Genomic DNA, 24,874 nt, shown 5'->3' with positions numbered 1-24,874 from the left:
ATGGCCGAGGATTCCGGAATGCGTCCATGGATGTCCGGATGACTTGCCCGCAAGAACCGGACTAGGCTTCCCGTACCCACGGGAGAACGCCATGACCCTGAGCCGCCGCGACGCGCTGTTCCTGCCCCCCGCCCTGGCGCTGTCGGCCCCCGCCCTCGCGCAGGACATGCGCGCGCGCACCCTGCGCCTCGTGCCCTCGACCGACCTCGTCTCGCTCGACCCGGTGATCTCCACCGCGCTGGTGGCCGTTCAGCACGGCTATCACGTCTTCGACACGCTCTATGGCGTGGACGGGCAGATGCGCGCGCGGCCGCAGATGGCGGAAGGCCACCAGGTCAGCGCCGATGGCCGGGTGTGGACCATCCGCCTGCGCGAGGGGCTGCGCTTCCATGATGGCGAGCCGGTGCGCGCCACGGATTGCGCGGCGAGCCTGGCGCGCTGGGCGCGGCGCGACACCTTCGGCCGCGTCTATGCGACGGCGGTGGAGGCCTATGAGACGCCCGATGACCGCACGCTGGTGATCCGGCTGAAGCGCCCCTTCCCGCTGCTGCTGGACGCCATCGCCAAGCCGCATTCGCAGCCCGCCTTCATCATGCCCGAGCGCATCATCCGCGCCGCACCCGATTCCCCCATCACCGAGGTGGTGGGCTCCGGCCCCTATCGCTTCCTGCGCGAGGAATGGTCATCGGGCCATCTCATCGCCTATGGGCGCTTCGACGGCTATCGCCCGCGCGCCGAGGCGCCGGAATGGACCTCGGGCGGCAAGGTCGCGCATTTCGAGCGGGTGGAGTGGCGCGTCATCGCCGACAAATCCACCGCCGTCGCCGCACTCATCCAGGGCGAGGTGGATTGGATGGAATCCGTCCCGCATGACCTGCAGCCGCTGGTCGCGCGCAACCGGCGCATCCGCACGCAGAACGCGGACCCGCTCGGCTCCGTCGTCGTCATGCGCTTCAACCATCTGGTGCCGCCCTTCGACAATGCGGCGCTGCGGCGCTTCGTGCTGATGGTGGCGCGGCAGAGCGACTACCTCACCACGGTCGCCGGCACCGAGCCGGGCGCCTTCCAGGAATGCCGGGCGATGTTCCCCTGCACCATTCCGGGCGTCGAGGAGATCGGCCGCGAGACCTTCGGCCGGCTGGCCGCGGGCGGGCCCGCCATGGCGGAGGCGCTGCGCGCCACCGGCTACAAGGGCGAGAAGGTCGTCATCCTCAACCCGGCGGACAATGCCACGCTCGCGCCGCTCGGCCCCATCACGGCGGAGCTGCTGCGGCGCGCGGGGCTGAATGTCGAGCTGCTGGACATGGACTGGGGCACGCTGCTGCAGCGGCGCAACAATCGCGGGCCGGTGGAGCGCGGCGGCTGGAGCCTCTTCCACACCACCTGGCCGAGCATCGCCATCGCCAATCCGGTGCTGAACACGACCGTGCGCGGCGAGGGCGCCACCGGCTGGCCCGGCTGGTTCGAGAGTGCCGAGATGGAGCGCCTGACCAGCCAATGGCTCGACGCGACGGACCCCGCGCAGCAGGCGCGGCTGATGGGCGAGATCCACGCGCTGGCGCTGCGCGAGGTGCCCACCGTGCCGCTCGGCATCTACTACCCCAAGACCGCCTATCGCGCGGAGCTGACAGGCGTGCTGGGTGGCTCGGTGCGCTATCCCTGGAATGTGCGGCGGGCGTGAATGACGGCCTGCGGCGTGAAGGCGATGTCGTCCACCGGATAGAAGGGGCGCGCGACGGTGAAGGGCATCTCGGCCACGCGGTAGGAGGAGAGGCCGGGCGTGTCCACCGTCACGCATGCGCCGATGGCGGCGAAGTTCAGCGTGAAGTGATAGCCGGAGCGCACCACCACCACGGCGTGGTCTGACGGCTCCAGCCCCATGGCGCGGAAATAGCCGGGGTCGAGATAGGAATAGGGGAAGGCGGTCAGCGCCAGGTTCAGCTTCCCCACGCGCAGCACGGCATAGGGGCCGATCAGCGCGCGCTGCCCGGCCTCGGCCGGGCCGGCATAGGTGAAGGCGGCGCCCTCGGCCGCGGCGATCACCTCGCCCGTCACGCTCACGGGCGGCATCATGGTGGAGATGCGGCCACCGGCTTGCAGCGTCACCGTGGCGCCCACGCCCGCCGCTCGGCAGGCGGCGACGGCCTCGGCATCGGTCAGCGGCAGGATGGCGGGAAGCTCCCGCCCATCGGCCAGCAGCGCATGCAGGATCACGGTGCTGTCGCCCGGCGCGCCGGCCGCGACGCGGTCGCCCTGGTCGCCCAGGATCAGGGTGCGGCCGGGGGTGGCGCGGGCCAGCGTTTCCTCCAGGCCGGGGTATCGGATGATGGTCTCGGCGCGGGTGGCCCAAAGCGCTTCGGCCAGATCCTGCACCAGGGCGCGGGCCGCTTCCGCCTCGCCATTCCCATAGGCCATGACGACCTGGCCCAGGCCCGGCACGTCGAGGAATTGCTGCGCGTTGAAGATGGAGGCATCCACCACCGCGCCGGAAGCGACGGATGCCGCCGCCCGGGCATGCAGGCCGATCAGCGGCGGTTCATCCGTGCGGTCGCGGCCGAGGGTCAGCATGGGCAGGTGGGCATGCGCCAGCACGGGCGTGAGGCGCCCCTCCAGCATGGCCAGCGCCGCGCGGCCGGCGCGTTCGCCCGTGGCGCCCTGGTCGGCATGCGGGTTGGTCAGGTAGCCCGCCAGCAGGTCGCAATCGCGCAGGATCTCGGGCGTCACATGCGCGTGCAGGTCGAAGGCGGCGGTGATGGGCATGTCCGGGCCGACGATGCCGCGCAGCGCGGTGATGAGGACCCCCTCCGGATCATGCAGCGAGGGGGTGAGCATGCCGCCATGCAGCGGCAGGGCGATGGCGTCGAAATCGCCGCGCCGTGCGGCCTCGCACATCAGGCCCAGCACCTCCTGGAAGACGCCCTCCTCCACCGGGCCGCCGGATTGCGCGCGGAACAGGGTGGGGACGAGGACCTCCGCGCCCGCCGCCTCGGCCGCGGCGATGATGCCGCCCAGCGTGGAATTGGTGCCGCGCGCCTTCGCCAGCGCATCGGTGCCGGTGGTGATGGTGAAGCTGTCCCGCCCCGTCCGGACGGGGGTGAAGCTGTGGGATTCCTGGGAAATGCCACCAGCCAGGATGCGTCGGCGCGCCATGGTCAGCCGAGCCCCGGCGGGCGATGCTGCGCCCAGGGGCGCGCCTGCTCCAGGATGGCGCCGAGCCGCAGCACATCCGCCTCGGCCCGCCAGCGGCCGACGATCTGCAAGCCGAAGGGCAGCCCATCCGCCCCGAAGCCCGAGGGCACGGTAAGCGCCGGATGGCCGGTCAGGTTGAAGGGGTATTGCGGCGAGGTCCAACCCTGGCGGGTGATGCCGCACTTCACGCCATCCACCTCCACCTCCTCATTCGCCGCGTCGAACACCGCCGGCAGCGCGGTGCGGGACATGGTGGGCATCATCAGCACGTCGTAACGCTCCAGCAGCGCCTGGATCTGGCGGAAGAGGCGCGTGCGGGCGAATTGCGCCTCGCGGAATTGCGCCAGCGTGAAGCCCTCGCCGCGGCGCATGAATTCCAGCGTGACGGGGTCCATCACGTTCTGGAAGCGCGGGAGCTGGGCCGCCAGCAGCACGGTGAAGTTGGCCTGGTAGAGGATGCGGCCTTCCAGCTCGATCCAGTCGATGGCGTCGGTGATCTCTTCCACCTCGGCGCCGAGATCGGCATAGGCGGCCAGCGCCGCGCGCGTGCCGGCCTCCACCTCCACCGATGTGCGGGGGTTGGCGCAGCGCATGAGATAGCCGATGCGCAGCCCGCCGAGGTCGCCGCCGGTCAGGCCGGGCGAGAGGGGAAGGTCCGGCCCCGCGCCGGCGGACCAGGGGTCGCGCGAGAGCACGTCGGCCTCGGCGGGGCCGCGCAGCACGCGATACATGAGCGCGGCGTCGGTCACGGTTCGCGTCATCGGGCCGGAATAGGAGTTGTTGCCGAAGCCGTCGCGCGCGCCCTCCAGCGGGATGGCGCCCAGCGTGGGCTTGAGGCCGACCAGCCCGCAGCAGGCGGCGGGGCCGCGGATGGAGCCCGCGCCATCCGTGCCGAGCGCCATGGGGCCGAGGCCCGCCGCCACCGCCGCGGCGCTGCCGCCGGAGGAGCCGCCGGCGGTGCGCTCCAGGTTCCAGGGGTTGCGCGTGATGCCGAAGGCGGGGCCGTCGGTCAGGCCCTTCACGCCATATTCGGGCGTGGTGGTCTTGCCGAAGAGGATGGCGCCGGCCGCGCGCAGCCGGGCGACGGGGACCGCGTCGCCCTTCGCGGGCGCGGCGTCGTCGAAGATGCGGCTGCCCATGCGGGTGGAGGCGCCCTGCACGTCCAGCAGGTCCTTCACGCCGATGGGGATGCCGTGCAGCGGGCCGAGGGGCAGGCCCGCCATCACCGCCGCCTCGGCCGCCTTCGCCGCCTTGCGGGCCTCCTCGGCCATCACGGTGACGAAGCAGTTGAGGCGCGGCTGCTGCCGCTCCACCGCCGCCAGCACGGCGTCGAGATATTCGACGGGCGAGAGGCGCTTCGTTCGGATCAGCGCGGCGGCGCGGTGGGCGGGAAGGAAGAGCAGGTCGGACACGGGCGGGCCTCGGTGATGGCCAGCCAGCTTCGCACCAATTCAGGCGGCGTCCAGCCGCAGCACGCGGCCGCGCGATTCATCGGTCAGCAGGAGGAGAGCCCCGTCAGGGGCGAAAAGCACCTGGCGCATGCGGGCACGGCCCCAGAGCAGGCGCTCCTCCGCCACCACCGCATCGCCCTCCATCTGCAGGCGCAGCAGGCCCGGCGTGTTCAGGCAGGCGATGTAGAGCGCGCCGCGCCAGAGTGGCTGGGCATGCGTGGGCGCGAAGTTGATGCCCGAGGGGCTGACCGAGGGCGTCCATTGCCGCACGGGCTCGCTCATCCCGGGGGCCGAGGTGCGGCCACCCGCGATCTGCCGGCCGGAATATTCGCGGCCATAAGTGACCTCGGGCCAGCCGAAATTCCGGCCAGGGAGGATGAGGTTCAGCTCATCCCCGCCGCGCGGGCCGAATTCGGCGAGGAAGAGGCTGCCGGTGGCCGGATTGAAGGCGATGCCCTGCGGGTTGCGGTGGCCATAGGTGAAGATCTCGCCCCGCAGGCCCGCCTGGCCGAGGAAGGGGTTGTCGTGCGGGATCTCGCCCTGGCGGGTCAGGCGGATCACCTTGCCGGCCAGGTCGTTCAGCTTCTGCGCGCGCTCGCGGCTGTTGTTGCGGTCGCCCGTGGTCAGGAAGAGATGCGCGCCATCGGGCGAGAAGGCGAGGCGGCCGCCGTAATGCAGCCTTCCGCGCTCCTGCGCGGGGGTCGCGTCCAGTACCGGACGCACCGCCTCGAAGCCGCGCGGCGTGAGGCGCGCGCGGGAGAGGCGGGTGAGGACGCCGCCCTGAACATAGGTGGCGGAGGTGAAGAAGACCTCCGAGCTGGTGGCGAAATCGGGCGCGGGCTGGATGTCGAGCAACCCGCCCTGGCCCTCGGCCACCACCTCGGGCAGGCCGGGCAGGGGCGCGGAGAGGGTGCCGTCGGGCGCCATCAGCCGGGCGCGGCCGGCGCGCTCGCTGAGCAGGAGGCGGCCATCGGGCAGGAAGCCGCCGCCCCAGGGGTTTTCCAGGCCGGAGGCGAGGACGCGCCAGCGAAAGGCGCCGCGCTCGCTGCGTTCCGTCTCGGATTGGGCGCGCGCGATCCCGGGCGTGGCGAGCAGCGCGGCGATCAGGGGGCGGCGGGGGAGGGACATGCGGGCTCCGTCATGGCTGGCACAGAGATGGGAATGATTTGTCACCTGCCAGCGTTTCCCGACGCGGGATGATTGGTTTAAGCGGGGGCGCATGTCCGGCCCCGCCTCGTGACGCGCGCGAACACCACACCGCCCCGCCTGCGCACCCGCACGCTCTTCGGCGCACGGCGGCGCGTGGCGACGCGCCGGGAGCCGCAGCCGCCCAGCTGGCGCCCCGCGCCGCCGCGCGCCCGCTGGCGCCCGCCCGAGCCGCCGCGCGCGGTGCTGGGCTTTCCGGCCTATTGGATCGGCTCGATCGCCGCGCATCTTCTGGTGGCGGCGCTGATCCTGTTCTGGCCGGAGCCGCGGCCGCGCCCCTCCAACGAGATGCCGCCGCCCAGCTTCGACATCGTGTTCGAGGGCGGGCAGCTGGAAAGCCCCATGGCCGAGCCGGTGGAAGGGGTGGAGACGCCGCCCGCCGTGCCCTCGCCGCCCAACCAGGCGCCCGTGCCGCCGCCGCCGAGCGCGCCGCCCATCCCCTCGCAGCCCGCGCTGCCGCCGGTGCAGCAGGCGATGCCCCTGCCGCCGCCACCGCCGCCCATGCCGCAGATGCAGCCGCCGCCGCCGGTGACGGTGCCGCCCCTGCCGCAGCCGCCGGTCCCGCCGCCGCCCGTGGTGGCCGAGGCGCCGCCACCACCGCTGCCGCCCCTGCCGGGCGCGGTGGAGCTCTTCGTCCCGCCGACGGAACTGCGCCTGCCGGACCGTCTGGCCGAGAGCCTCCCCCTGCCGCCACCGCCGACGCCCCCCGCGCCGCCACAGCGCCAGCCGAGCCCGCCCCAGCCGCAACAGCAGCAGGCGCAGCGCGCCCAGCCGGCCCAGCCGAACCTGCCCGGCATCTGGGTGCCGGGCGGCGTGCAGCTCGGCCGGCCCGCCGCCCCGCCCGCCGGCCGCCCGCAGGCGCGCGGCACGGATACGACGGTGGACCCGCGCTTCCTGGAGGGCCGCCCGCGCACCGATCCCTCGGTGCGGGTGACGGGCGCGCAGGTGGGCGCCGATTGGCGCGCCGCCTTCCGCCGCTGGCTGGACCAGAACCTCAGCTACCCGGAGCGCGCGGTCGCGCTGGGCGAGGACGGGGTGGTGCGGGTGGTGGTGACGGCCGCCCCCGACGGCACGGTGCGAAATGTGCGGCTGGTCGGGCCCTCGACCTCGCCCTCGCTGAATTTCGGGACGACCTTCCCCTTCCAGGGGGCCCGGCTGCCGGCTTTTCCGCCCGGAGCGGACCCCAATGGGGTGACGATCGAGCTCACGGTGAACTATGTGCTGATCCGGCGCTGATTCCGGGGACTCACAACCCCCTGTTTCTGAATCCGAAAGTCAGCCGCCAAGGCTTTTCCACAAGTTTCTGGCGAATCGAAATTATCCAGACCTTGTATGTCAATCCTCTATTTTGCTACTCTATCTAGTATCAGGGACGGGGGATTTCATTCCATGGACTGGACGAACGAAGCCATTGACCGCCTGCGCGCCCTCTGGGCCGAGGGGCACTCAACCGCCGAGATCGGTCGCCGGATGGGCATTTCGAAGAACGCCGTCGTCGGCAAGGCGCATCGCCTGGACCTGCCGGCCCGCCCGAGCCCGATCCGCCGCGATCCGGCCACGCCGCGCCCCGTCGCGACCGGGCGCCGACCCACCCTGCCGCCGCTGCGCGCCGCCATGCCCATCGCGGCCGCCCCGCGCCGGGAGGAGCCGAAGCCGGCGGCACCCACCATCCTGGCCCTGCCGCCCAAGCCGGCGGCGAGCGTGGTGCGCGCCTTCCCGCGCGTCAGCAGCAAGGCCTGCTGCTGGCCGATCGGCGAGCCCGGCACCAAGGGCTTCCGCTTCTGCTCGGACCCCGCGATGACCGGCAAGCCCTATTGCGCCGAGCATGCGGCGCTCGCCTATGTCCGCGTGAAGGACCGCCGCGAGGACGCGGCCTGAATTCAGGCTGCGGCTTCAACCCCATCGGGGGCGTTCCGCGCCCCCGATGCGAGACGGCGCGCGCCGCCGCGCCGCTTCGGATTCCCCGCAGGATGAGAAGCTTGGGCTCGGCTTGGCGCCTGCCCTGGGCGTATTGCTCCGCAAGGCCTTGAATCCTGCCCGCAGGGCGGTATCGCCCCTTCAGATCCCGCGTTAGGCTCGCACCCCATGGCCGGTGTGGTGCTGCAACTCTGTGCCCTCATGATCTTCGTCGTGATGGACACGATGCTGAAGCTCATGACGGCGGAGTTCCCGGTGCTCCAGATCATCTGGGCCCGTTTCATCTTCTCCTCCCTCACGGTGGCCATCGCGCTGCGGATCGCCATGGGGCGCTTCCCCTGGCGCTCCCGCGCGCCGGGGCTGCAGGCGCTGCGCTCGCTGCTGCTGGCGGCCTGCAGCCTGCTCTTCACCGCCTCGGTCGCGCGCATCCCGCTGGCCGATGCCACGGCGGTGGGCTTCGCCTCGCCGCTGATCACCGTGGCGCTGGCCGCCCTGCTGCTGGGCGAGTGGGTGAGCCCGCGGCGCTGGTTCGGCGTGGCGCTGGGCTTCGTGGGCGTCCTGGTGGCGGTCCGGCCGCCCTTCCTGACCGGGGCGCCGCTCGACTGGGCCTATCTGCTGCCGCTCGGCACCGCCACCATGTTCGCCTTCTACCAGATCCTCACCCGGCGGCTGGCGGCGCTGGATGACAGCCGGGTGACGATCTTCCACACCGGGCTGGCCGCCGCCCTGGCCACCAGCCTGGCGCAGCCCTTCGTCTTCGTGGCCCCCGGCGCGATGGAATGGAGCGTGCTGATCGCCATCGGCATGCTGGGCGCCCTCAGCCACGGGCTGCTGGTGCTGGCTTACGCCCGGGCGCCGGCCAGCCTGCTGGCGCCGCTCTCCTATACCCAGCTGATCTGGGCGACCCTGGCGGGCATCCTGGTCTTCAGCGACTGGCCCGACGAAATCACCCTGCTGGGGGCCGTGATCATCGCGGCCGGCGGCGTGCTGACTGCCCTGCCGCAGCGGCCCCGTCCGGACCCCCTCCGCGCGGAAACCCATACCGGGAATGCAACATGACCTCCACAATCCCGCTTGCACGCCCCCCATGGCCGCGCTAACCCCTGAGCCCGATCGAACAGGGGATCGTCACATTCCAACCTTTGGGCTTTCCGAGGGCGAGCGCGCCCATCCCCGGGCCGCGCTGGACGCCGCCTCCGTCCGTGACGCCTACCGGCGCTGGGCGGGCGTTTATGACCTGGTCTTCGGCGGCGTTTCGGCCTTTGGCCGGCGCAGCGCCGTGGCCGCCGTCAACCGCATCTCGCAGACCGCGGGCCGCCGTATCCTGGAAGTGGGTGTCGGCACCGGCCTCGCCTTGCCGCATTACCGGCCGGACCTGGACGTGGTCGGCATCGACCTCTCGCGCGACATGCTGCTGAAGGCGCAGGAGCGCGTGGCGGCCGAGCGCATCACGGCGTGCCACGGCCTGCTCGAGATGGATGCCGAGAACACGGCCTTCGCCGATGACAGCTTCGACATCGCGGTGGCGATGTTCACCGCCTCCGTCGTGCCGGATGCGCGCAAGCTCTATGCCGAGATGTCGCGCGTGGTGCGGCCGGGCGGCCACCTGCTCTTCGTGAACCATTTCGCGGCGGATGACGGCTTCCGCTGGTGGCTGGAGCGCACGACGGCGCCGCTGGCGCGCATCCTGGGCTGGCACCCGGACTTCAAGCTCAGCGACCTGCTGGGCGAGGGCGAGGCCGAGATCGAGCGCATGGAAGCCTGCCCGCCATTGTCGCTCTTCACGCTTGTCGAAGTGAAGAACTGAAACGGCCGCCGGGGCTGGCCGACGCCGCGCGCGGCGTCTGAGGGCACGCCAACGACGTATCCGCGCCGAGTAGCCGCGGCGGAACGCTTCAGCATTCTGAAGCCAAGGCCGCGGATGCGGCCGCCCGGCGTCTGAGGGCAAAAGATGCAAGCCCGCCTGACAAGGCGGGCAAGTTACGCCACATGGAGGGGTGATGACCCCTTCCGCGAAACGCCCGGTCCCTTGGCAACGCCTGATCCTGCCGAGCTTCCTGGCGCTGCCGGTGCTCGCCCTGCTGCTGGGCCTCGGCGCCTGGCAATTGCAGCGCCTGGCCTGGAAGAACGGGCTCCTGGCGGAACTCGCCGCCGCCCAGGCGCGCGGGCCGGTCGAGGCCACGGGCAACCCGCCCCCCTTCGCGCATATCACCGCCACAGGCCGGTTCCGCCCGGGGGCCGAGGCCATGCTGGGCCTGGAGGTGCGGGGGCCGGTGCTGGGCGGCAGCCTCATCACCGTGCTGGACCGCCCGGGCCAGCCGCCCTTGCTGGTGGAGCGCGGCTGGGCACCGCTGGAGCGGGGCGACCAGATCCAGCGGCCGGTGGGCGAGGTGACGGTCAGCGGCTATGCCCGCTATGCCGACCGGCGCGGGCTTTTCGCCGCGAAGGATGATCCGGCCAACCGCCGCTTCTACAGCTTCGACCCGCGCGCGATCGCCGAGGCGCTGGGCGCCCCGGATGCGGCGCCCTATGCGCTGACGGTGGTGGTGCCGGGCGCCGCCCCCCTGCCCTCGGGCCTCGGCTCCACGCCGCCGCCGCAGCGCGGGCCCGTGCCGGATGCGGCGCATGGCTTCCCTTCCCCCAACAACCCGCATCTCGGCTATGCCGTGACATGGTTCGGCCTGGCCCTGGCCTGGACCGCGATCTTCCTCCTCTGGGCCCGAAGACGGATCACCGACGCATGAGCCACCCCGCCTATCTCCGCCTGACGCAGCGCGCCGCCCGGCTGGGCGCTTTGGGGGAGGCGGCGGCCATCCTGCATTGGGATGCCAGCACCATGATGCCGCGCGGCGGTGGCGCGGCGCGGGGCGAGCAGCTGGCGACGCTGGCCGGCCTCGCGCATGACATGATGACCGCGCCCGAGGTGGCGGATGATCTCAACGCCGCCGAGGCGACGGGCGAATGGGAGGCGGCGAACCTCGTCCTCATGCGCCGCGCCCATGCCCGCGCCACGGCCCTGCCCACCGCGCTGGTGGAGGCGACCGCGCGCGCCAATTCCGCCTGCGAGAAGATCTGGCGCGAGGCCAAGGCGAAATCCGACTTCGCCATGGTCCGCCCCGCTTTGGAGGAGGTGCTGCGCCTGCAGCGCGAGACGGCGCAGGCGCTTTCCGCCGCCACCGGCCTCGCCCCCTATGACGCGCTGATGGAGGGCTACCAGCGCGGCGTGACGGCGGCCGAGGTGGAGCCGGTCTTCAACGCCTATGAAGCCTGGCTGCGCGACGCCCTGCCGCGCGCGGAGGAGATCCAGGCCCGGCGCGGCGCCCCCCTGCCGCTGCCCGGCCCCTTCCCGGTGGAGAAGCAGCGCGAGCTCTGCCGCCGCCTCTCGCTGCGGCTGGGGCTGGAGGCGGATCATTCGCGGCTGGATGAGAGCGTGCATCCCTTCTGCGGCGGCACGCCCAGCGATGTGCGCATCACCACCTTCTACAGCGAGGCGGACCCGGCCAAGGCGCTGCTCGGCGTGCTGCACGAGACGGGGCATGCGCTCTATGAGCGCGGGCTGCCCGAGGCCTATGCGCGGCAGCCCGTGGGGGAATCCGCCGGCATGGCGGCGCATGAATCGCAAAGCCTCATCATCGAGATGCAGGCCTGCCGCAGCGACGCCTTCCTGAGCTTCCTCGGCCCCGAGCTGCACAGGCTCCATGGCGGCGATGCCGCGCCCTATGCGCCGGCCAATCTCGCGAAGCTCTGGCGCCGCGTGTCGCGCGGCTTCATCCGCGTGGATGCGGATGAGGTGACCTATCCCGCCCATGTCATCCTGCGCTTCCGGCTGGAGCGCGCGATGATCGAGGGCCGGCTCGCCATCGCCGAGCTGCCCGGCGCCTGGGCCGAGGGGCTGCGCGGGCTGCTCGGCATCACGCCGCCGGATGACGCGCGGGGCTGCCTGCAGGACATCCATTGGCATGATGGCGGCTTCGGCTATTTCCCCAGCTACACGCTGGGGGCGATGGCGGCCGCCCAGCTCATGAAGGCCGCGCGGGCCGCGACGCCGGGGCTGGATGCGGCGCTGGCCGAGGGCGATCTCGCGCCGCTGGTGGGCTGGCTGCGGGTGAACGTCCATGCCCATGGCGCGCGGCTCGGCTTCCAGGACCTGCTGCGGGCGGCGACGGGCAAGCCGCTCGACCCGATGGACTTCCAGGCGCATCTCACCGCCCGTTATCTCGATCCGGCCGGCGACTGATGCCGCATGAGACGGGGCTGATCGCGACCATCGCGCTGGGCCTGACCTTCGCGCTGTTCCTGGGCCTCGCCGCGCGCGCGGCGCGGCTGCCGACCATCGTGGGCTATCTCGCCGCCGGCATGGTGATCGGGCCGGCGACGCCCGGCTTCGTGGCGGATCTCGGCGCGGCGCAGCAGCTGGCCGAGATCGGCATCATCCTGCTCATGTTCGGCGTGGGGCTGCATTTCTCGCCGCGCGAGCTGGCGGATGCGCGCGGCGTGGCCGTGCCCGGCGCGCTGCTGCAGATGGGCTGCGCCACGCTGCTGGGCTGGGCGCTGGCGCGGCTGATGGGCTGGGGGGATGCGGCGGGCGTCATCTTCGGCTTCTGCCTCTCCGTCGCCTCCACCGTCGTGCTGCTGCGCGCGCTGACCGAGCGCGGCGAGCTCGGGACCACCCAGGGCCATACCGCGGTCGGCTGGCTGGTGGTGGAGGACATGGCGATGGTCGTCGCCCTGGTGCTGGTGCCGGTGCTGGCGGCCGTGACGCAGGACCGGCCGGCGGCGGGGCTGATGATCGGGCTGGGCGGCGCGGAAGGCGTGGCGCTCATGCTGCTCGTCACACTGGGCAAGGTCGCGATCTTCGTGGCGCTGATGCTGGTGGTGGGGGCACGGGTGCTGCCCTGGGCGCTCTCCTGGGTGGGGCGCCTGCGCTCGCGCGAGCTGTTCTCGCTGGCGGCGCTGGTGACGGCGCTGGGCATCGCCTACCTCGCCTATGTGCTGTTCGGCGTCTCCTTCGCGCTGGGCGCCTTCCTGGCGGGGCTGGTGCTGGGGCAGTCGGCGCTCTCCCAGAAAGCCGCGGAGCAGACGCTGCCGCTGCGCGATGCCTTCGCCGTGCTGTTCTTCGTCGCCGTCGGCATGCTGTTCGACCCCTGGATCGTGCTGCGCGAGCCGCTGGCGCTGCTGGGCACCGTGCTGGTCGTGCTGGTCGGCAAGACGGGCGCCGCCTATGTCATCGCGCGGCTGCGCGGGCTGGGGCGCCCGGGCGCGCTCTCCATCGCCGCCGCGCTGGCGCAGGTGGGGGAGTTCAGCTTCATCCTGGCGGGGCTGGCCGTGACGGAAGGCGTGCTGCCGGAGGCGGGGCGGGACCTGATCCTGGCGGCCGCGATCATCTCGATCGCGGTCAATCCCTTCATGTTCCGGCTGGCGGATTGGATCGGCCGGCGAGCCCCTGCCTCCCCCCCGGCGTGATCCGGCGGGCGGGCGCGCTCAGTAGGCGCGGCCCGCCGCCATCTCGGGCGCCGCCCCTTCGCGCGCTTCCGCCACCGCCGCACGCAGATCATCGAGATATTCGTCGGCGACCTCGGCATGCAGCGGATTGAGGTGCAGGTGGATGCCGTCCGGCTCCTGCTGGCGGCTGACCAGCCAGCCGCGCGCATCCAAGGCCGTGGCCACGCGGCCGATGGGCAGCGCAGGGTCCGTGCTGCGATAGACCAGGATGGCGTGGTTGCCGGGCAGCACCTCAAGCCCCGGGATGGCCGCGATACCAGCCGCGATGGTGGCGCGCGCCTGCTGGATGCGCCGCGCGCAATCGAGATAGCCTGCCTGGCCCAGATGGTTCATCACCGCCCAGGCCGCCGCCACCGCCCCGCCCGGCCGCGTGCCCTGCGCGGTGTGCGCCGCATACATCCCGCGCGCCCAGGCCTTGCTCTCGAAGCGGTGATGCGCCTTCAGCGCCGCGTCGCGCAGCAGCAGCAGCGAGGCCCCTTTCGGCGCCATGCCGTGCTTGTGGATGTCGGCGCTGATGGAGGTGACGCCGGGGACGCTGAAATCCCAGGCCGGCAGCGGAACGCCGAGGCGCGAGAGGAAGGGCGAGAGGAAGCCACCGACGCAGGCATCCACATGCAGCCAGACGCCGCGCTCGCTGGCCAGCGCGCCGAGTTCGGCGATGCGGTCGATGCCGCCGAAGGGGTAGTTGGGCGCGGAGCCGATCAGCGCCACGGTGTTGGCATCCATCGCCGCCGCCATGGCCGCGACGTCGCTGCGGCGCTCGGCATCCACCGGCACCCGCCGCGCCTCCATGCCGAGATACCAGGCCGCGCGGTCGAAGGTGAGGTGCGCCGTGTCGGGCAGGACGATGTTGGGTTTCGCCACGCCCGCTTTTTCGCGCGCGGCCAGCATCGCCAGAAAAATGCTTTCGCTGCCGCCCGAGGTGAAGGTGCCGCCCGCGCCCTCGGGCGCGTGCATGAGGGAGAGGCCCATCTGCACCACCTCGCCCTCCAGCCGCGCGAGGGAGGGGAAGGCCCGCTGGCCGAGATTGTTCTCGGTCCAGAAGGTCATGTAGGCCTCCTGCTGGATGCGCTCCAGCGCCTCGTCCAGGTAGTAGAAGAAGACCGCCATGCGGCCGCGCTTCCAGGAATAGTCGCGGGCCTTGGCCTCCAGCAGGGCCTGCTTGAGCGCGGGCCAATCCTGGCCTTGTTCGGGAATTGCGATCATGATTTTCCTCGGACGGCGTTTCGGGCATCTGAACACGCCGCAATGAACGGGGGAAGCGAGATGCAGCTGGGCATGGTGGGCCTCGGCCGGATGGGCGGGAACATCCTGCGCCGGGTGATGCGGGCGGGGCATGAGGGCGTCGCCTTCGACCGCGATGATGCGGCCGTCGCCACCCTGGTGGCCGAGGGTGCCACGGGCGCCACCAGCCTACGGGAGCTGGTGAGCCTGCTGCGCGCGCCACGCACCGTCTGGGTCATGCTGCCGGCGGGCGAGATCACCGAGGCCGCGCTGACGGAGCTGCACGGCCTGCTGAGCCCGGGCGACACCATCATCGAAGGCGGCAATTCCTTCTGGAAGGATTCCGCCCGGCGCGGCGCGGAGGCCGAAGCCCGCGGGCTGCATTACCTCGACATCGGCACCTCGGGCGGCGTGTGGGGGCTGAAGCGCGGCTATTGCCTGATGATCGGCGGGCCGGCGGAGGTGGTGGCGCGGCTGGACCCGATCCTCGCCGCGCTGGTGCCCGGCGCGGGCACGGCGCTGCCGACCGAGGGGCGCGAGGCGCGGGACGCGCGGCCCGCCCAGGGCTATGTGCATTGCGGGCCGAATGGCGCGGGGCACTACGCCAAGATGGTCCATAACGGGATCGAGTACGGGATGATGCAGGCCATGGCCGAGGGGCTGGACCTGATGCGCGCCGCCCCCTTCGATCTCGATCTGCCCGACATCACCGAGGCCTGGCGGCGCGGCTCCGTCGTCTCCTCCTGGCTCTTGGACCTGACCGCCCAGGCGCTGGCCTATGACCCGGACCTCGCGGAATATAGCGGCCATGTGAGCGACAGCGGCGAGGGGCGCTGGACGGTGGACACCGCCGTCGAGCAGGCGGTGCCGGTGCCGGTGCTGGCGGCGGCGCTCTTCGCGCGCTTCCGCTCCCGCCAGGAGGCGAGCTTCGCGGACAAGGCGTTGAGCGCGATGCGCAAGGGCTTCGGCGGGCATCTCGAACCAAAGGTTCGAGATGCTTCCTGATGCCCTCAGACGCCGGGCGGTCGCGGCAAGCAGCCACGACCCAGCCGCTTGGCTTCGCGCCGCGACGCGCAGTGCGAGCGTCACGCGCAGTCTGGGCGCGGCGCGCGCCTTGCGCGCGCAATCGGTGAGCGGCGGCGCATGACCCTCCACCTCCTCGTCATGGGCGTCTCCGGCTCCGGCAAATCCACCATCGGCGCGCAATTGGCGCTGGCGCTGTCGCTCCCCTTCGGCGATGCGGATGCCTTCCACCCGCCCGCCAACGTACGGAAAATGTCCGCCGGCACGCCGCTGACCGATGAGGATCGCTGGCCCTGGCTGGATGCGCTGGGCGCCTGGCTCGCGGCGCAGACGGGCGGCGGCGTCATCGCCTGTTCGGCGCTGAAGCGCGCCTATCGGGACCGGCTGCGCGGCGCGGTGCCGGGGCTGCGGATCCTGCATCTTGCGGGGCAGCCCGCCCTGATCACGGCGCGGCAGGCGGCGCGGGAGGGGCATTTCATGCCGCCCTCGCTCATGGCCAGCCAATTCGCCACACTGGAACCCCCCGCGCCGGATGAAGCGGCGCTGGTGCTCGACATCACCGCCCCGCCGGAGGTGCTCCTCCTCCAGGCCGCGGCGCAATTGCGGAGGATCGCGGCATGCTGAGTTACGTCCACGGCGCTTCGTCCACGCCCCTGCTGGGCGAGACGATCGGCACGAATTTCCGCAACACCGTGGCGCGCGTGCCGGACCGGCTCGCGCTCATCGCGCGGCAGCAATCCGTGCGCTGGACCTATGCGGAGATGCTGGCCCATGCCGAGAATGTGGCGGCCAATCTGCTGGCCGCGGGGCTTGAGCCCGGTGAGCGCGTGGGCATCTGGTCGCCCAACAATGCCGAATGGGCGCTGACGCAATATGCCACCGCGCTGGCCGGCCTGGTGCTGGTGAACATCAACCCCTCCTACCGCCTGTCGGAGTTGGAATACGCGGTGAACAAGGTGGGCTGTGCGGCCATCGTCACCGCCACGCGCTTCAAGACCAGCGAATACGTGACCATGCTGGACATCCTCGGCGCCGAGAAACTGCCCACGCTGCGCCACCGCTTCCAGATCGGCGCGGAGACGCAGAAGGGCTATCGTAACTTCGCCGAGCTCATGCAGCCCGCCCCCGCCGAGGCGCGCGCCAGGCTGCACGCGATCGAGGCGGCGCTGCAGATGGATGACCCGATCAACATCCAGTTCACCAGCGGCACCACGGGCGCGCCCAAGGGTGCGACGCTCACGCACCACAACATCCTCAACAACGGGTATTTCGTCGCGGAGGCGCAGCGGATCACGCAGGAGGATCGCATCTGCATCCCCGTGCCGCTCTATCACTGCTTCGGGATGGTGATGGGCAACCTCGGCTGCACCACGCATGGCGCCACCATGGTCTATCCGGGCGAGGGCTTCGATCCGCTCGCCACGCTGGAGGCCGTCGCGGCCGAGCGCTGCACCGCGCTCTATGGCGTGCCCACCATGTTCATCGCGCAGCTCAACCACCCGGATTTCGCGAAGTTCGATCTGAGCAGCCTGCGCACCGGCATCATGGCGGGCTCGCCCTGCCCGATCGAGGTGATGCGCCGCTGCATCAGCGACATGAACATGGCCGAAGTCACCATCGCCTATGGCATGACGGAGACCAGCCCCGTCAGCTTCCAGTCCTCCACCACGGATTCCGTGGAGCGCCGCGTCTCCACCGTGGGCCGCGTGCAGCCGCATATCGAGGTGAAGATCGTGGATGCGGAAGGTCGCGTGGTGCCGCGCGGCCAGCCCGGCGAACTCTGCACGCGCGGCTATTCCGTCATGCTCGGCTATTGGGGCGATGAGGCGCGCACGAAGGAGGCGATTGATCCCGCCGGCTGGATGCACACGGGCGACCTCGCGGTGATTGATGATGAGGGCTTCTGCAACATCGTCGGCCGCATCAAGGACCTGGTGATCCGCGGCGGCGAGAATGTGTATCCGCGCGAGGTGGAGGAATTCCTGTTCCGCCATCCGAAGGTGGCGGAGGTGCAGGTGATCGGCGTGCCCGATCCGCGCTTCGTCGAGGAGATCTGCGCCTGGATCCGCCTCAAGCCCGGCGAGAGCGCGACGCCCGAGGAGATCCGCGATTTCTGCCAGGGCCAGATCGCGCATTACAAGATTCCGCGCCACATCCGCTTCGTCGAGGAATTCCCGATGACGGTCACCGGCAAGGTCCAGAAATACCTGATGCGCGAGGCGATGATCGCGGAACTCGGCCTCGCCGAGCAGAAGACGGCGTGACGATGATCCAGCGCAGTGGCGGCCGCGCGGCCCGCGAGATCACGCCCGAGACGGCGGCGGCGCTGGTGAAGTCCGGCGATTGGCTGGATTATGGCGCGACCTTCAACCAGCCCGACGCCTTCGACCGCGCGCTCGCCGCGCGCAGGGACGAGCTGCGCGACGTGAGCATCCGCAACTGCCTGAGCATGCGCCCGCGCGCGACGCTGGAAGGCGACCCCGAGCGGAAGCACTTCGCCTTCTACAACTGGCATTTCTCCGGCTACGACCGGAAGAAGCATGATGCCGGCCTCTGCCACTACATTCCCTGCCATCTCGGCGAGATCCCGGACTACTACCGCCGCTTCGTGGACCGCCTGGACATCGCCATCCTCAAGGCCTCGCCCATGGATGCGGAGGGGTATTTCAGCCTCGGCCCCGTCAGCATCTGGCATCCGGCGGTGGTGGAACGAGCGACGACACTGATCCTGGAAATCACGCCGGACATGCCGCCCGTGGTGGGCACGCATGTGCGCGTGCATCGCGATCAGGTGGACTATCTGATCCAGGGCGACGACACGCCCATGCCCGAGCTGCCCAACGCCCAGGCCAGCGATGTGGATCGCGCCGTGGCGCGCCTGATCGCGACCGAGATCGAGGATGGCGCCTGCCTCCAGGTGGGCATCGGCGGCATGCCCAATGCGGTGACGACGCTGCTGCTGGAATCGAATGTGAAGGACCTCGGCATCCACACCGAGATGCTGAATGACGGGCTGATCGAGCTCTATCGCGCGGGGCGCGTGAGCGGCGGGCGCAAGGCGACGGACCAGGGCCTCGTCACCTACAGCTTCTGCCTCGGCAGCCGCGCCAGCTACGACACGCTCAGGCACAATGACGACTTCCTCTGCCGTCCGGTGGATGACACGAACATGCCCGACATCATCGCCCGCAATGACCGCGTGGTGGCGATCAACAACACGACGCAGCTCGACCTCCAGGGCCAGGCGGCCTCGGAATCCGATGGGCACCGGCATATCAGCGGCACGGGCGGGCAATCGCAATTCGTGCGCGGGGCCTATGCGTCCAGGGGCGGGAAGTCCTTCATCTGCCTGGCTTCCACCTATGAGCGGCACGGAAAGCGGCGCAGCCGCATCGTGCTGGACCTGACGCCCGGCAACATCGTCACCACGCCGCGTTCGGACCAGATGTTCGTCGTCACCGAGTACGGGATGGTGAACCTGAAGGGTCGCTCCGTGCCCGAGCGCGCGAAGGCCATCATCGGCCTGGCCCACCCGGACTACCGCGAGGAACTGAGCCGCGAGGCGCGGGAGCGGCGGATCGTGCCCCCGCATTTTCTATAGGCGCATTTCCTCTGAAGCACCCGATTGACGCTGAACCCGGGCGGGCGGAAAAGCGCGCCATCGTTCAGGAGAACCACCATGGCGCTTTCCGCCGAGACCAAGGCCAAGCTCGAGAAGATCACCACCGCGACGCTGACGACGGTGCTGCTGAAGAAGGGGCTGCGCAACGTCTGGATGCGCAAGGCCGCGCCCTTCACGCCGGCCGCGCAGAATGTCCGCCTGGTGGGCGAGGCCTTCACGCTGCGCTTCGTCCCCGCGCGCGAGGACCTGGCCACCCCCGCCTCCTGGTCCAGCCCGATCAGCACGCGTGCGGCCATCGAGGCGATGCCCGAGGGGGTTATCGCCGTCGCCGACGCCATGGGCGTGACCGATGCCGGCATCTTCGGCGACATCCTCTGCGCGCGGCTGGCCAAGCGTGGCGTGACGGCGCTCGTCACCGACGGCGCGGTGCGTGACGTGGCCGGCGTGAACGGCACGGGCCTGCCCGTCTGGTGCGCCGGCGGCGCGGCCCCGCCCTCCGTCGCGGGCCTCACCTTCGTCTCCTGGCAGGAGCCGATCGGCTGCGGCGGCGTCGCGGTCTTCCCCGGCGATGTCGTGGTCTGCGATGCCGATGGCTGCGTGCTCATCCCGCAGGACATGGTGGAGGCCGTGACCGAGGAGAGCGTGGAGCAGGAGCGCCTGGAAGGCTGGATCATGCAGCAGGTGGATGCCGGCATGGCGCTGCCCGGCCTCTACCCCGCCAATGCCGAGAACAAGGCGCGCTACGAGGCCGACAAGGCCGCCGGGCGCGCATGAGGCTCGGCCTCACCGGGGCGCTGCTGGCCGGCGCCCTGGCCCTCGGCGCCTGTGCCACGGAGCCGCCCGAGCCGCGAACGGAGACACCCGCCGCCACGCGCGGCCCGGCCTGCGACGGGACGCTGCGCGTCACCAACAACTCCTCGCGCATCGTCTCCCGGCTGCATCTGCGCGATGCGGCGCTGACCAATTGGGGACCGGACCTGCTGGCGCGGGATGTGCTGGCGCCGGGGCAGAGCAGCACGCTCCGTGCGCCCACGCCCGGCGTCTATGACATGCGGCTGCTCTGGGCCGACAGCCAGGCGACGGAGCGGCGACGCATCACCATCTGCACGGCCACGCCGGTCAGCATCGGGGATTTCGGCATCAGCGCCCGCTGAGCGAAGGGCGGGTTGCCGACCTTCGAAGCCTGGTTACACTCGCATCACAACCCGTCACGACCGGAGCTTGTGATGCGCCGAGTTTTCGCCCCAGGCCTGCTGGCCGCCGGCCTTCTCCTGGGCGGCTGCACGCCGGATGCGCGGCAGCCCGTCACCTCCGGGCCGGACGTGTGCGACACGAGCATGCGCTTCGTGAACAACTCCTCCAACACGGTGCTGAGCCTCTATTACAGCCCCTCCTCCACGAGCGGCTGGGGGCCGGACCGGCTGGGCGCGAATGTGATGCGCCCGGGGCAGACCTCCTCGGTGCGGCTCGCCAATCCCGGCAATTATGATTTCCGCGTGGTCTGGGACAATGGCCGCTCGGCCGAGGTGCGGCAGGTGAATGTGTGCCGCGCGGCGCGGATCAACGTCACCAATGCGGGGCTGCGTGTCCTCTGACTTTCCTTTCTGGACGGAGGAGAAGCTCCGCATCCAGGACACCGACCTGAACGGCCATGTGAACAACGCCTCCATCGCGGCGCTGTGCGAGGCGGGGCGTGGCGAGATCATCAGCGCCGTCGCCGGCATCCCGCGCGAACGTCCGCTTGCCTCCGCGCTGCGCCGCGTCACGATCGAGTATCTCGCGGAGGTGCATTATCCGGGCCTGGTGCGCATCGGCAGCCGCATCGCGAAGGTGGGCAACAGCTCCATCACCATCGCGCAGTCGCTCTTCGAGAATGGCCGCTGCTTCGCCACCGCGGAAAGCGTGATCGTCTTCACCGACCGCGTCACGCGCCGCCCCGCGCCGATGCCGGAAGAATGGCGCGCGGGCTACGCGAAGCTGGGGTGATGCCGCGCGATCAGTATTCCGCGAAGATGCGGTTCAGCTCGGCGCGGTCATTCGTCACGGTCAGGCCCAGCATGAGCAGGATGCGCGCCTTTTGCGGGTTGAGGTTGTCGGCGTTCAGGAAGCCCGCCTCCCGCATGCGCGTCGTGTGGAACATCCGGCCCGAGCCCGCGCGCGTGCTGGCCGCGATGGGCGTGCCGGCCGCCATGGCGGCGGTCATCGCCTCACCCAGCGCGGGGGTGACGAAGGAGGGCGCGAAGCCGGCCGAGACCAGGCCCTGCGCGCCGGCGGCGATGAAGGCCTCCACCGCCGCGCCATCGGCGCCGGCATAGCAATAGACGATGTCCACGCGCGGCAGGGTGGCGAGGCCCCGCACATCGAATTCCGTCTCGCGCCCCAGCTTGCGCAGCGGGCGGCGATACCAGGCGATGGCGTCGGCATCGGCATGGGCGAGGCAGCCGAAATCCGGGCTGCGAAAGGTCTGCAGGCGGGAGGTGCTGGTCTTCGTGACCTCGCGCGCCGCATGCACCTCGTCATTCAGCAGCACCAGCGCGCCGAGGCCGCGGGCGCGCTTGTCGCCCGCCACGCGGCAGGCATTGGCGAGGTTCATGCCCGCATCGGAGGAAAGCCCCGAGGAAGGCCGCTGCGCGCCGACCAGCACGACCGGCACCTCGGTCTTCACGGTGAGGGAGAGGAAATAGGCCGTCTCCTCCAGCGTCGCCGTGCCGTGGGTGATGACGATGCCGTCCAGGCCCGGGATCTCGGCCTCCACCTGGTCGCAGAGGCGCACAAGCTCCAGCCATTCCTTGGGGCCGAGCGCGGTGGAGGGCACGGCCGCGTATTTCACCGCGACGACCTCGGCCACCTCATGCACCTGCGGCCAGTAGGCGAGCAGCTGCTCGGCATCCATGACCTTGCCCAGCGTCGCGTAGTCCGCGATGTCGAAGGGCCCGCGGCCGAGCGAGCCGATGGTGCCGCCGGTGCCGATCAGCGCGATCTTCGGTTTCCCTTGGGGCTTGCTCACTTGTTGGGCTTCCTCTCGATGATGGACGTGGTCAGGCGGGAGACGCAGAAGAGTTCGCCATCCTCGCGCCGCAGCTCGATGTTCCAGACATGCACGCTGCGCCCGATACGGACCGGCGTGCAGAGGCCGAAGGCGCGGCCGCCCTTGGGCAGCGGGCGCAGATGGTTGGCGTTGATCTCGAGGCCGACGGCCATGTAGCCGGGGTCGCAGGCCATCATGGAGGCGACGCTGCCCAGCGTCTCGGCCAGCACGACGGAGACGCCGCCATGGATGATGCCGAAGGGCTGCACATGGCGTTCATCCACCGGCATCTCGCCGCGCAGGAAGTCGGGGCCGATCTCGGTGATGCGGATGTCGAGCAGCCCGTTGACCGAGCCGTGCGCGCGGCTGTGGATTTCCTCGGGCGTGGTGTGCTGGCGCCAGATGCTCACTCTTCGCTTCCCTCCGCCCGGGCCTGCGCCCGGGCCTGCCGCTGGTCGGCCAGGCCGGCGGCGCGGATGTCGCGGCGCAGGACGAAGCCGAAATTCACCAGCATGATGCCGGCCCAAAGCAGCGAAAGTCCATCCAGCACCGAGACGCCAAGCCCGGGAATGATGGCAAGGAAGAGGCCGGGCAGAAGGTAGAGCAGGGTCGCGAGTGCGAGGAAGGCCACGCGCAGTTCCGTCGTGCCGATCGTGTCCAGCGCCAGGTTGTGCACCCCGGTGATGAGCATGCGCGCCAGCGCCAGATTGCTCAGCAGCATGTAGAGCGCGAGCAGGAGAAAGGGGATGGGCAGCGAGACGAGGCCGGAGGCGGCGAAGCCCGCGGCCAGCAGGGTGTAGGAGATGAGGTCCACGCCGTTGTCGAGGACGAAGCCCTGCACCTTGCGCTCGACATGGCGGTGGCGGGCCACCTTGCCGTCCAGCGAATCCCCCAGCCAGTTCAGCCCGAAGCCGAGGAAGACAAGGAAGAGGGAAAAGAGGCTGGCGAGGCCCATCGCGCAGCCGGCGGCACCCAGCACGGCGCCCAGGACGCCGATGCCGGTGAGCGTGTCCGGCCCGATGCCGGCCGGCACGCGGTGCACCATCGCGTCGAGCAGCCGCGCCTCAGGCTTGGCCAGCCAACCCCCATTCACACGGCGCGGAATCACGACCGATCGAGGATCGTCGCGACGGCGTCGAGGGCGGTGTCGATCTGGGCGGTCTCGTGCGCGGCGGAGAGGAAGAAGCGCAGGCGGGAGGTGCCCTTGGGCACCCCGGGGGAGCTGACCGGGAAGCTGTAGACCCCCATCCGCTCGAGTTCCTGGGCCATGGCGAAGGTGCGGATGTCGGTGCCGAGGATGATGGGCGTCACGCCATAGCCCCAGCTCGGCCCCACATCCAGGCCGCGGGCGCGGGCGCCGGCGATGAAGTGCTGGCCATTGGCCTGCAGGGCCGCCACGCGCTCCGGCTCGCGCCGCATGATCTCGAGCGCCTTGAGCGAGGCGGCGGCGACCGGCGCCGGCATGCCCACGCTGTAGACCAGGCCGGGGGCGCGGGCCTTGAGGATGTCGATCAGCACCTGGCTGCCGCAGACATAGCCGCCGCAGCCGACCAGCGTCTTGGAGAGGGTGCCGAACCAGATGTCCACGCGGCTCGGGTCAATGCCGCAATGCTCGGCGATGCCGCGCCCGGTGGCGCCGATCACGCCCAGCGAATGCGCCTCATCCACCATCAGCCAGGCCTGGAAACGCTCCTTGATCTCGGCCAGGCGGAACATGTCCGGCCCGTCGCCATCCATGGAGAAGAGGCCCTCGGTCACGATCAGCACGCGCTCGAAGAGGTGGCGCGTCAGCGTCAGGTAGTTCTCAAGGTCGTCCAGGTCGTTGTGGCGGAAGGATTTGCGCTGGCAGCGGGCGCCCTGCGCGCCGACCACCACGCAATTGTGGATCAGGGAGTCATGGATGATCAGATCCTTGGGGCCGAGGATCGTCTCGATGACCGAGGCGGCCGTCGCGTGGCCGCTGACGAAGAGCACGCCGGCCTCCGCCTCATAGACCTCGGCCAGCGCGGCTTCGAGGGCGCGGTGGACCGGCCGCTCGCCCGAGGTGATCCGGCTGGCGGAGACGCTGGTGCCGTAGCGGCGCGCGGCCTCCTCATGCGCGGCGAGGACTTCCGGATGGCCGTTCAGCGCGAGGTAGTCGTAGCTGGAGAAATTCAGCAGTTCCCGCCCCTCGATGGAGGTGCGGGTGGCGGCGCGGCCATCATGCACGCGGTAATAGGGGTTGGTGAAGCCGAGCGCGGGGCCGACCTGGCGTTCCAGCAGGATTTCGCGATAGGCGGGCAGGCTCTCGAAGGAGAGGTCGTGTTTCGGCAAGTCCTGGCGGAGCGCGCGGGCGCGCGGCTGCCGCCGGTCGGTCACGAGGCTGGACGGAATCTCAGGGACGGGGACAGGCGCCGCGGCCTCACGGCCCAGGCCCGCCACATCCAGCTCCGTCGGAGTCAACCTCAAATTCATGGGCGCGCGTTCTCACTAACCCTGTTAATCGTAACGAAGGGGTTCTGAACCGAAAGTGAACGATAGCCTCGCGCGGCTCAAGAGAAACTTCAAGTCCTTGATTATCTTGAGCCTAGACTATTCCGATTTCGAGACTCCGCACAACAATTGATGGCCGACCACCCCAGGGCTCAGTGATTTTCACTGCCAAATCATGCGGCGCAGCATGAGGGGCGGGCGGCTTCGCTTCTTTGCGAAAGAAGGGACGGAAATCAACCG

At 70.7% G+C, this 24,874-nt stretch carries 24 protein-coding genes; 16 read left to right on the top strand and 8 right to left on the bottom strand.

All coding sequences use genetic code 11. The features are described 5' to 3' along the window. Positions 1–91: 91 nt before the first annotated feature. Positions 92–1,681, top strand: a complete 1,590-nt coding sequence (locus tag ACQ860_RS13960) for an ABC transporter substrate-binding protein (RefSeq protein ID WP_431303956.1) — start codon at positions 92–94, stop codon at positions 1,679–1,681. Here ACQ860_RS13960 and ACQ860_RS13955 read toward each other — a convergent pair. Genes ACQ860_RS13955 through ACQ860_RS13945 form a run of 3 tightly spaced genes read right to left on the bottom strand, consistent with a single transcriptional unit; the run spans position 1,654 to position 5,768 of the window. Then, the gene (locus ACQ860_RS13955) at positions 1,654–3,150 is read right to left on the bottom strand and encodes a M81 family metallopeptidase (RefSeq protein ID WP_431303955.1); all 1,497 of its coding nucleotides are present in this window, start codon (positions 3,148–3,150) and stop codon (positions 1,654–1,656) included. The two genes, ACQ860_RS13960 and ACQ860_RS13955, sit on opposite strands and share 28 nt — an antisense overlap. A gap of 2 nt (positions 3,151–3,152) precedes the next feature. Further along, positions 3,153–4,601 carry an amidase gene (locus tag ACQ860_RS13950; RefSeq protein ID WP_431303954.1) on the bottom strand — a complete coding sequence of 483 codons (1,449 nt, stop codon included), beginning with the start codon at positions 4,599–4,601 and terminating at the stop codon, positions 3,153–3,155. Positions 4,602–4,640: 39 nt separating this feature from the next. Then, the gene (locus tag ACQ860_RS13945; protein WP_431303953.1) at positions 4,641–5,768 is read right to left on the bottom strand and encodes a PQQ-dependent sugar dehydrogenase; all 1,128 of its coding nucleotides are present in this window, start codon (positions 5,766–5,768) and stop codon (positions 4,641–4,643) included. A gap of 108 nt (positions 5,769–5,876) precedes the next feature. Here ACQ860_RS13945 and ACQ860_RS13940 point away from each other — a divergent pair, with 108 nt between their 5' ends. From ACQ860_RS13940 to ACQ860_RS13910, 7 genes are all read left to right on the top strand, one after another. Further along, the gene (locus ACQ860_RS13940) at positions 5,877–7,082 is read left to right on the top strand and encodes an energy transducer TonB (protein ID WP_431303952.1); all 1,206 of its coding nucleotides are present in this window, start codon (positions 5,877–5,879) and stop codon (positions 7,080–7,082) included. Positions 7,083–7,235: 153 nt separating this feature from the next. After that, positions 7,236–7,724 carry a GcrA family cell cycle regulator gene (locus ACQ860_RS13935; RefSeq protein ID WP_431303951.1) on the top strand — a complete coding sequence of 163 codons (489 nt, stop codon included), beginning with the start codon at positions 7,236–7,238 and terminating at the stop codon, positions 7,722–7,724. Between the two features lie 207 nt (positions 7,725–7,931). Continuing rightward, on the top strand, positions 7,932–8,822 hold the full coding sequence (locus ACQ860_RS13930; RefSeq protein ID WP_431303950.1) for a DMT family transporter: 891 nt from the start codon (positions 7,932–7,934) through the stop codon (positions 8,820–8,822). A gap of 28 nt (positions 8,823–8,850) precedes the next feature. Then, complete coding sequence (locus ACQ860_RS13925) at positions 8,851–9,570, top strand: class I SAM-dependent methyltransferase (RefSeq protein ID WP_431303949.1); 720 nt, start codon at positions 8,851–8,853, stop codon at positions 9,568–9,570. Positions 9,571–9,763: 193 nt separating this feature from the next. Then, the gene (locus ACQ860_RS13920; protein WP_431303948.1) at positions 9,764–10,507 is read left to right on the top strand and encodes an SURF1 family protein; all 744 of its coding nucleotides are present in this window, start codon (positions 9,764–9,766) and stop codon (positions 10,505–10,507) included. Continuing rightward, the gene (locus ACQ860_RS13915; protein WP_431303947.1) at positions 10,504–12,000 is read left to right on the top strand and encodes a carboxypeptidase M32; all 1,497 of its coding nucleotides are present in this window, start codon (positions 10,504–10,506) and stop codon (positions 11,998–12,000) included. The genes ACQ860_RS13920 and ACQ860_RS13915 overlap by 4 nt, the downstream gene beginning before the upstream one ends. Further along, complete coding sequence (locus ACQ860_RS13910; RefSeq protein WP_431303946.1) at positions 12,000–13,226, top strand: cation:proton antiporter; 1,227 nt, start codon at positions 12,000–12,002, stop codon at positions 13,224–13,226. Before ACQ860_RS13915 ends, ACQ860_RS13910 begins: the two co-directional genes overlap by 1 nt. A gap of 18 nt (positions 13,227–13,244) precedes the next feature. On the opposite strand, the gene ACQ860_RS13905 is transcribed toward ACQ860_RS13910, so the two are convergent. Then, positions 13,245–14,471, bottom strand: a complete 1,227-nt coding sequence (locus ACQ860_RS13905; protein WP_431303945.1) for a pyridoxal phosphate-dependent decarboxylase family protein — start codon at positions 14,469–14,471, stop codon at positions 13,245–13,247. Between the two features lie 60 nt (positions 14,472–14,531). Here ACQ860_RS13905 and gnd point away from each other — a divergent pair, with 60 nt between their 5' ends. The 8 genes from gnd (at position 14,532) to ACQ860_RS13865 (ending at position 21,120) form a co-directional block, all read left to right on the top strand. Continuing rightward, positions 14,532–15,494, top strand: coding sequence for a phosphogluconate dehydrogenase (NAD(+)-dependent, decarboxylating) (gnd, locus tag ACQ860_RS13900; protein WP_431305757.1), 963 nt, complete (start codon positions 14,532–14,534; stop codon positions 15,492–15,494). A 138-nt stretch (positions 15,495–15,632) separates the two neighbouring features. Beyond that, entirely contained in the window at positions 15,633–16,136 is a 504-nt protein-coding gene (locus tag ACQ860_RS13895; protein ID WP_431303944.1) for a gluconokinase, read from the top strand. Beyond that, complete coding sequence (locus ACQ860_RS13890; RefSeq protein ID WP_431303943.1) at positions 16,130–17,776, top strand: AMP-binding protein; 1,647 nt, start codon at positions 16,130–16,132, stop codon at positions 17,774–17,776. Before ACQ860_RS13895 ends, ACQ860_RS13890 begins: the two co-directional genes overlap by 7 nt. Positions 17,777–17,778: 2 nt before the next feature. Further along, positions 17,779–19,113 (top strand): acetyl-CoA hydrolase/transferase family protein, encoded by a 1,335-nt coding sequence (locus ACQ860_RS13885; RefSeq protein ID WP_431303942.1) that lies wholly within the window; start codon positions 17,779–17,781, stop codon positions 19,111–19,113. A gap of 78 nt (positions 19,114–19,191) precedes the next feature. Then, entirely contained in the window at positions 19,192–19,908 is a 717-nt protein-coding gene (locus ACQ860_RS13880) for a ribonuclease activity regulator RraA (RefSeq protein ID WP_431303941.1), read from the top strand. Next, positions 19,905–20,288 (top strand): hypothetical protein, encoded by a 384-nt coding sequence (locus ACQ860_RS13875; protein WP_431303940.1) that lies wholly within the window; start codon positions 19,905–19,907, stop codon positions 20,286–20,288. Before ACQ860_RS13880 ends, ACQ860_RS13875 begins: the two co-directional genes overlap by 4 nt. A 72-nt stretch (positions 20,289–20,360) precedes the next feature. Then, positions 20,361–20,729, top strand: coding sequence for a hypothetical protein (locus tag ACQ860_RS13870; RefSeq protein WP_431303939.1), 369 nt, complete (start codon positions 20,361–20,363; stop codon positions 20,727–20,729). Further along, positions 20,719–21,120: an acyl-CoA thioesterase gene (locus ACQ860_RS13865; protein ID WP_431303938.1), complete on the top strand. Its 402-nt coding sequence runs from the start codon at positions 20,719–20,721 to the stop codon at positions 21,118–21,120. Before ACQ860_RS13870 ends, ACQ860_RS13865 begins: the two co-directional genes overlap by 11 nt. 10 nt (positions 21,121–21,130) lie before the next feature. Here the strand turns inward: ACQ860_RS13865 and ACQ860_RS13860 are convergent, their stop codons facing one another. The 4 genes from ACQ860_RS13860 to ACQ860_RS13845 are packed head-to-tail and all read right to left on the bottom strand — an operon-like array spanning position 21,131 to position 24,604. Beyond that, entirely contained in the window at positions 21,131–22,141 is a 1,011-nt protein-coding gene (locus tag ACQ860_RS13860; RefSeq protein WP_431303937.1) for an asparaginase, read from the bottom strand. Continuing rightward, a complete protein-coding gene (locus ACQ860_RS13855; protein ID WP_431303936.1) occupies positions 22,138–22,572 on the bottom strand; it encodes a PaaI family thioesterase in 435 nt (144 codons plus the stop codon). Before ACQ860_RS13855 ends, ACQ860_RS13860 begins: the two co-directional genes overlap by 4 nt. Beyond that, positions 22,569–23,270 (bottom strand): CDP-alcohol phosphatidyltransferase family protein, encoded by a 702-nt coding sequence (locus tag ACQ860_RS13850; RefSeq protein ID WP_431303935.1) that lies wholly within the window; start codon positions 23,268–23,270, stop codon positions 22,569–22,571. Before ACQ860_RS13850 ends, ACQ860_RS13855 begins: the two co-directional genes overlap by 4 nt. After that, positions 23,267–24,604, bottom strand: a complete 1,338-nt coding sequence (locus ACQ860_RS13845; protein WP_431303934.1) for an aminotransferase class I/II-fold pyridoxal phosphate-dependent enzyme — start codon at positions 24,602–24,604, stop codon at positions 23,267–23,269. The genes ACQ860_RS13850 and ACQ860_RS13845 overlap by 4 nt, the downstream gene beginning before the upstream one ends. Positions 24,605–24,874: the final 270 nt, after the last annotated feature.

The organism is Sediminicoccus sp. BL-A-41-H5, assembly GCF_050632405.1.
Classification (GTDB): domain Bacteria; phylum Pseudomonadota; class Alphaproteobacteria; order Acetobacterales; family Acetobacteraceae; genus Roseococcus.
The sequence above is the reverse complement of the archived record's forward strand: the minus strand, read 5'-3'. Positions and strand labels throughout refer to the sequence as shown.

Excerpts from the sequence above, each read along its gene's own strand:
- ACQ860_RS13915 (WP_431303947.1), top strand. The coding sequence starts at position 10,504 with ATGAGCCACCCCGCCTATCTCCGCCTGACGCAGCGCGCCGCCCGGCTG.
- ACQ860_RS13955 (WP_431303955.1), bottom strand. The coding sequence starts at position 3,150 with ATGGCGCGCCGACGCATCCTGGCTGGTGGCATTTCCCAGGAATCCCAC.
- ACQ860_RS13890 (WP_431303943.1), top strand. The coding sequence starts at position 16,130 with ATGCTGAGTTACGTCCACGGCGCTTCGTCCACGCCCCTGCTGGGCGAG.
- ACQ860_RS13905 (WP_431303945.1), bottom strand. The coding sequence starts at position 14,471 with ATGATCGCAATTCCCGAACAAGGCCAGGATTGGCCCGCGCTCAAGCAG.
- ACQ860_RS13925 (WP_431303949.1), top strand. The coding sequence starts at position 8,851 with ATGGCCGCGCTAACCCCTGAGCCCGATCGAACAGGGGATCGTCACATT.
- ACQ860_RS13880 (WP_431303941.1), top strand. The coding sequence starts at position 19,192 with ATGGCGCTTTCCGCCGAGACCAAGGCCAAGCTCGAGAAGATCACCACC.
- ACQ860_RS13885 (WP_431303942.1), top strand. The coding sequence starts at position 17,779 with ATGATCCAGCGCAGTGGCGGCCGCGCGGCCCGCGAGATCACGCCCGAG.
- ACQ860_RS13875 (WP_431303940.1), top strand. The coding sequence starts at position 19,905 with ATGAGGCTCGGCCTCACCGGGGCGCTGCTGGCCGGCGCCCTGGCCCTC.
- gnd (WP_431305757.1), top strand. The coding sequence starts at position 14,532 with ATGCAGCTGGGCATGGTGGGCCTCGGCCGGATGGGCGGGAACATCCTG.
- ACQ860_RS13960 (WP_431303956.1), top strand. The coding sequence starts at position 92 with ATGACCCTGAGCCGCCGCGACGCGCTGTTCCTGCCCCCCGCCCTGGCG.
- ACQ860_RS13930 (WP_431303950.1), top strand. The coding sequence starts at position 7,932 with ATGGCCGGTGTGGTGCTGCAACTCTGTGCCCTCATGATCTTCGTCGTG.
- ACQ860_RS13920 (WP_431303948.1), top strand. The coding sequence starts at position 9,764 with ATGACCCCTTCCGCGAAACGCCCGGTCCCTTGGCAACGCCTGATCCTG.
- ACQ860_RS13945 (WP_431303953.1), bottom strand. The coding sequence starts at position 5,768 with ATGTCCCTCCCCCGCCGCCCCCTGATCGCCGCGCTGCTCGCCACGCCC.
- ACQ860_RS13870 (WP_431303939.1), top strand. The coding sequence starts at position 20,361 with ATGCGCCGAGTTTTCGCCCCAGGCCTGCTGGCCGCCGGCCTTCTCCTG.
- ACQ860_RS13910 (WP_431303946.1), top strand. The coding sequence starts at position 12,000 with ATGCCGCATGAGACGGGGCTGATCGCGACCATCGCGCTGGGCCTGACC.
- ACQ860_RS13895 (WP_431303944.1), top strand. The coding sequence starts at position 15,633 with ATGACCCTCCACCTCCTCGTCATGGGCGTCTCCGGCTCCGGCAAATCC.
- ACQ860_RS13935 (WP_431303951.1), top strand. The coding sequence starts at position 7,236 with ATGGACTGGACGAACGAAGCCATTGACCGCCTGCGCGCCCTCTGGGCC.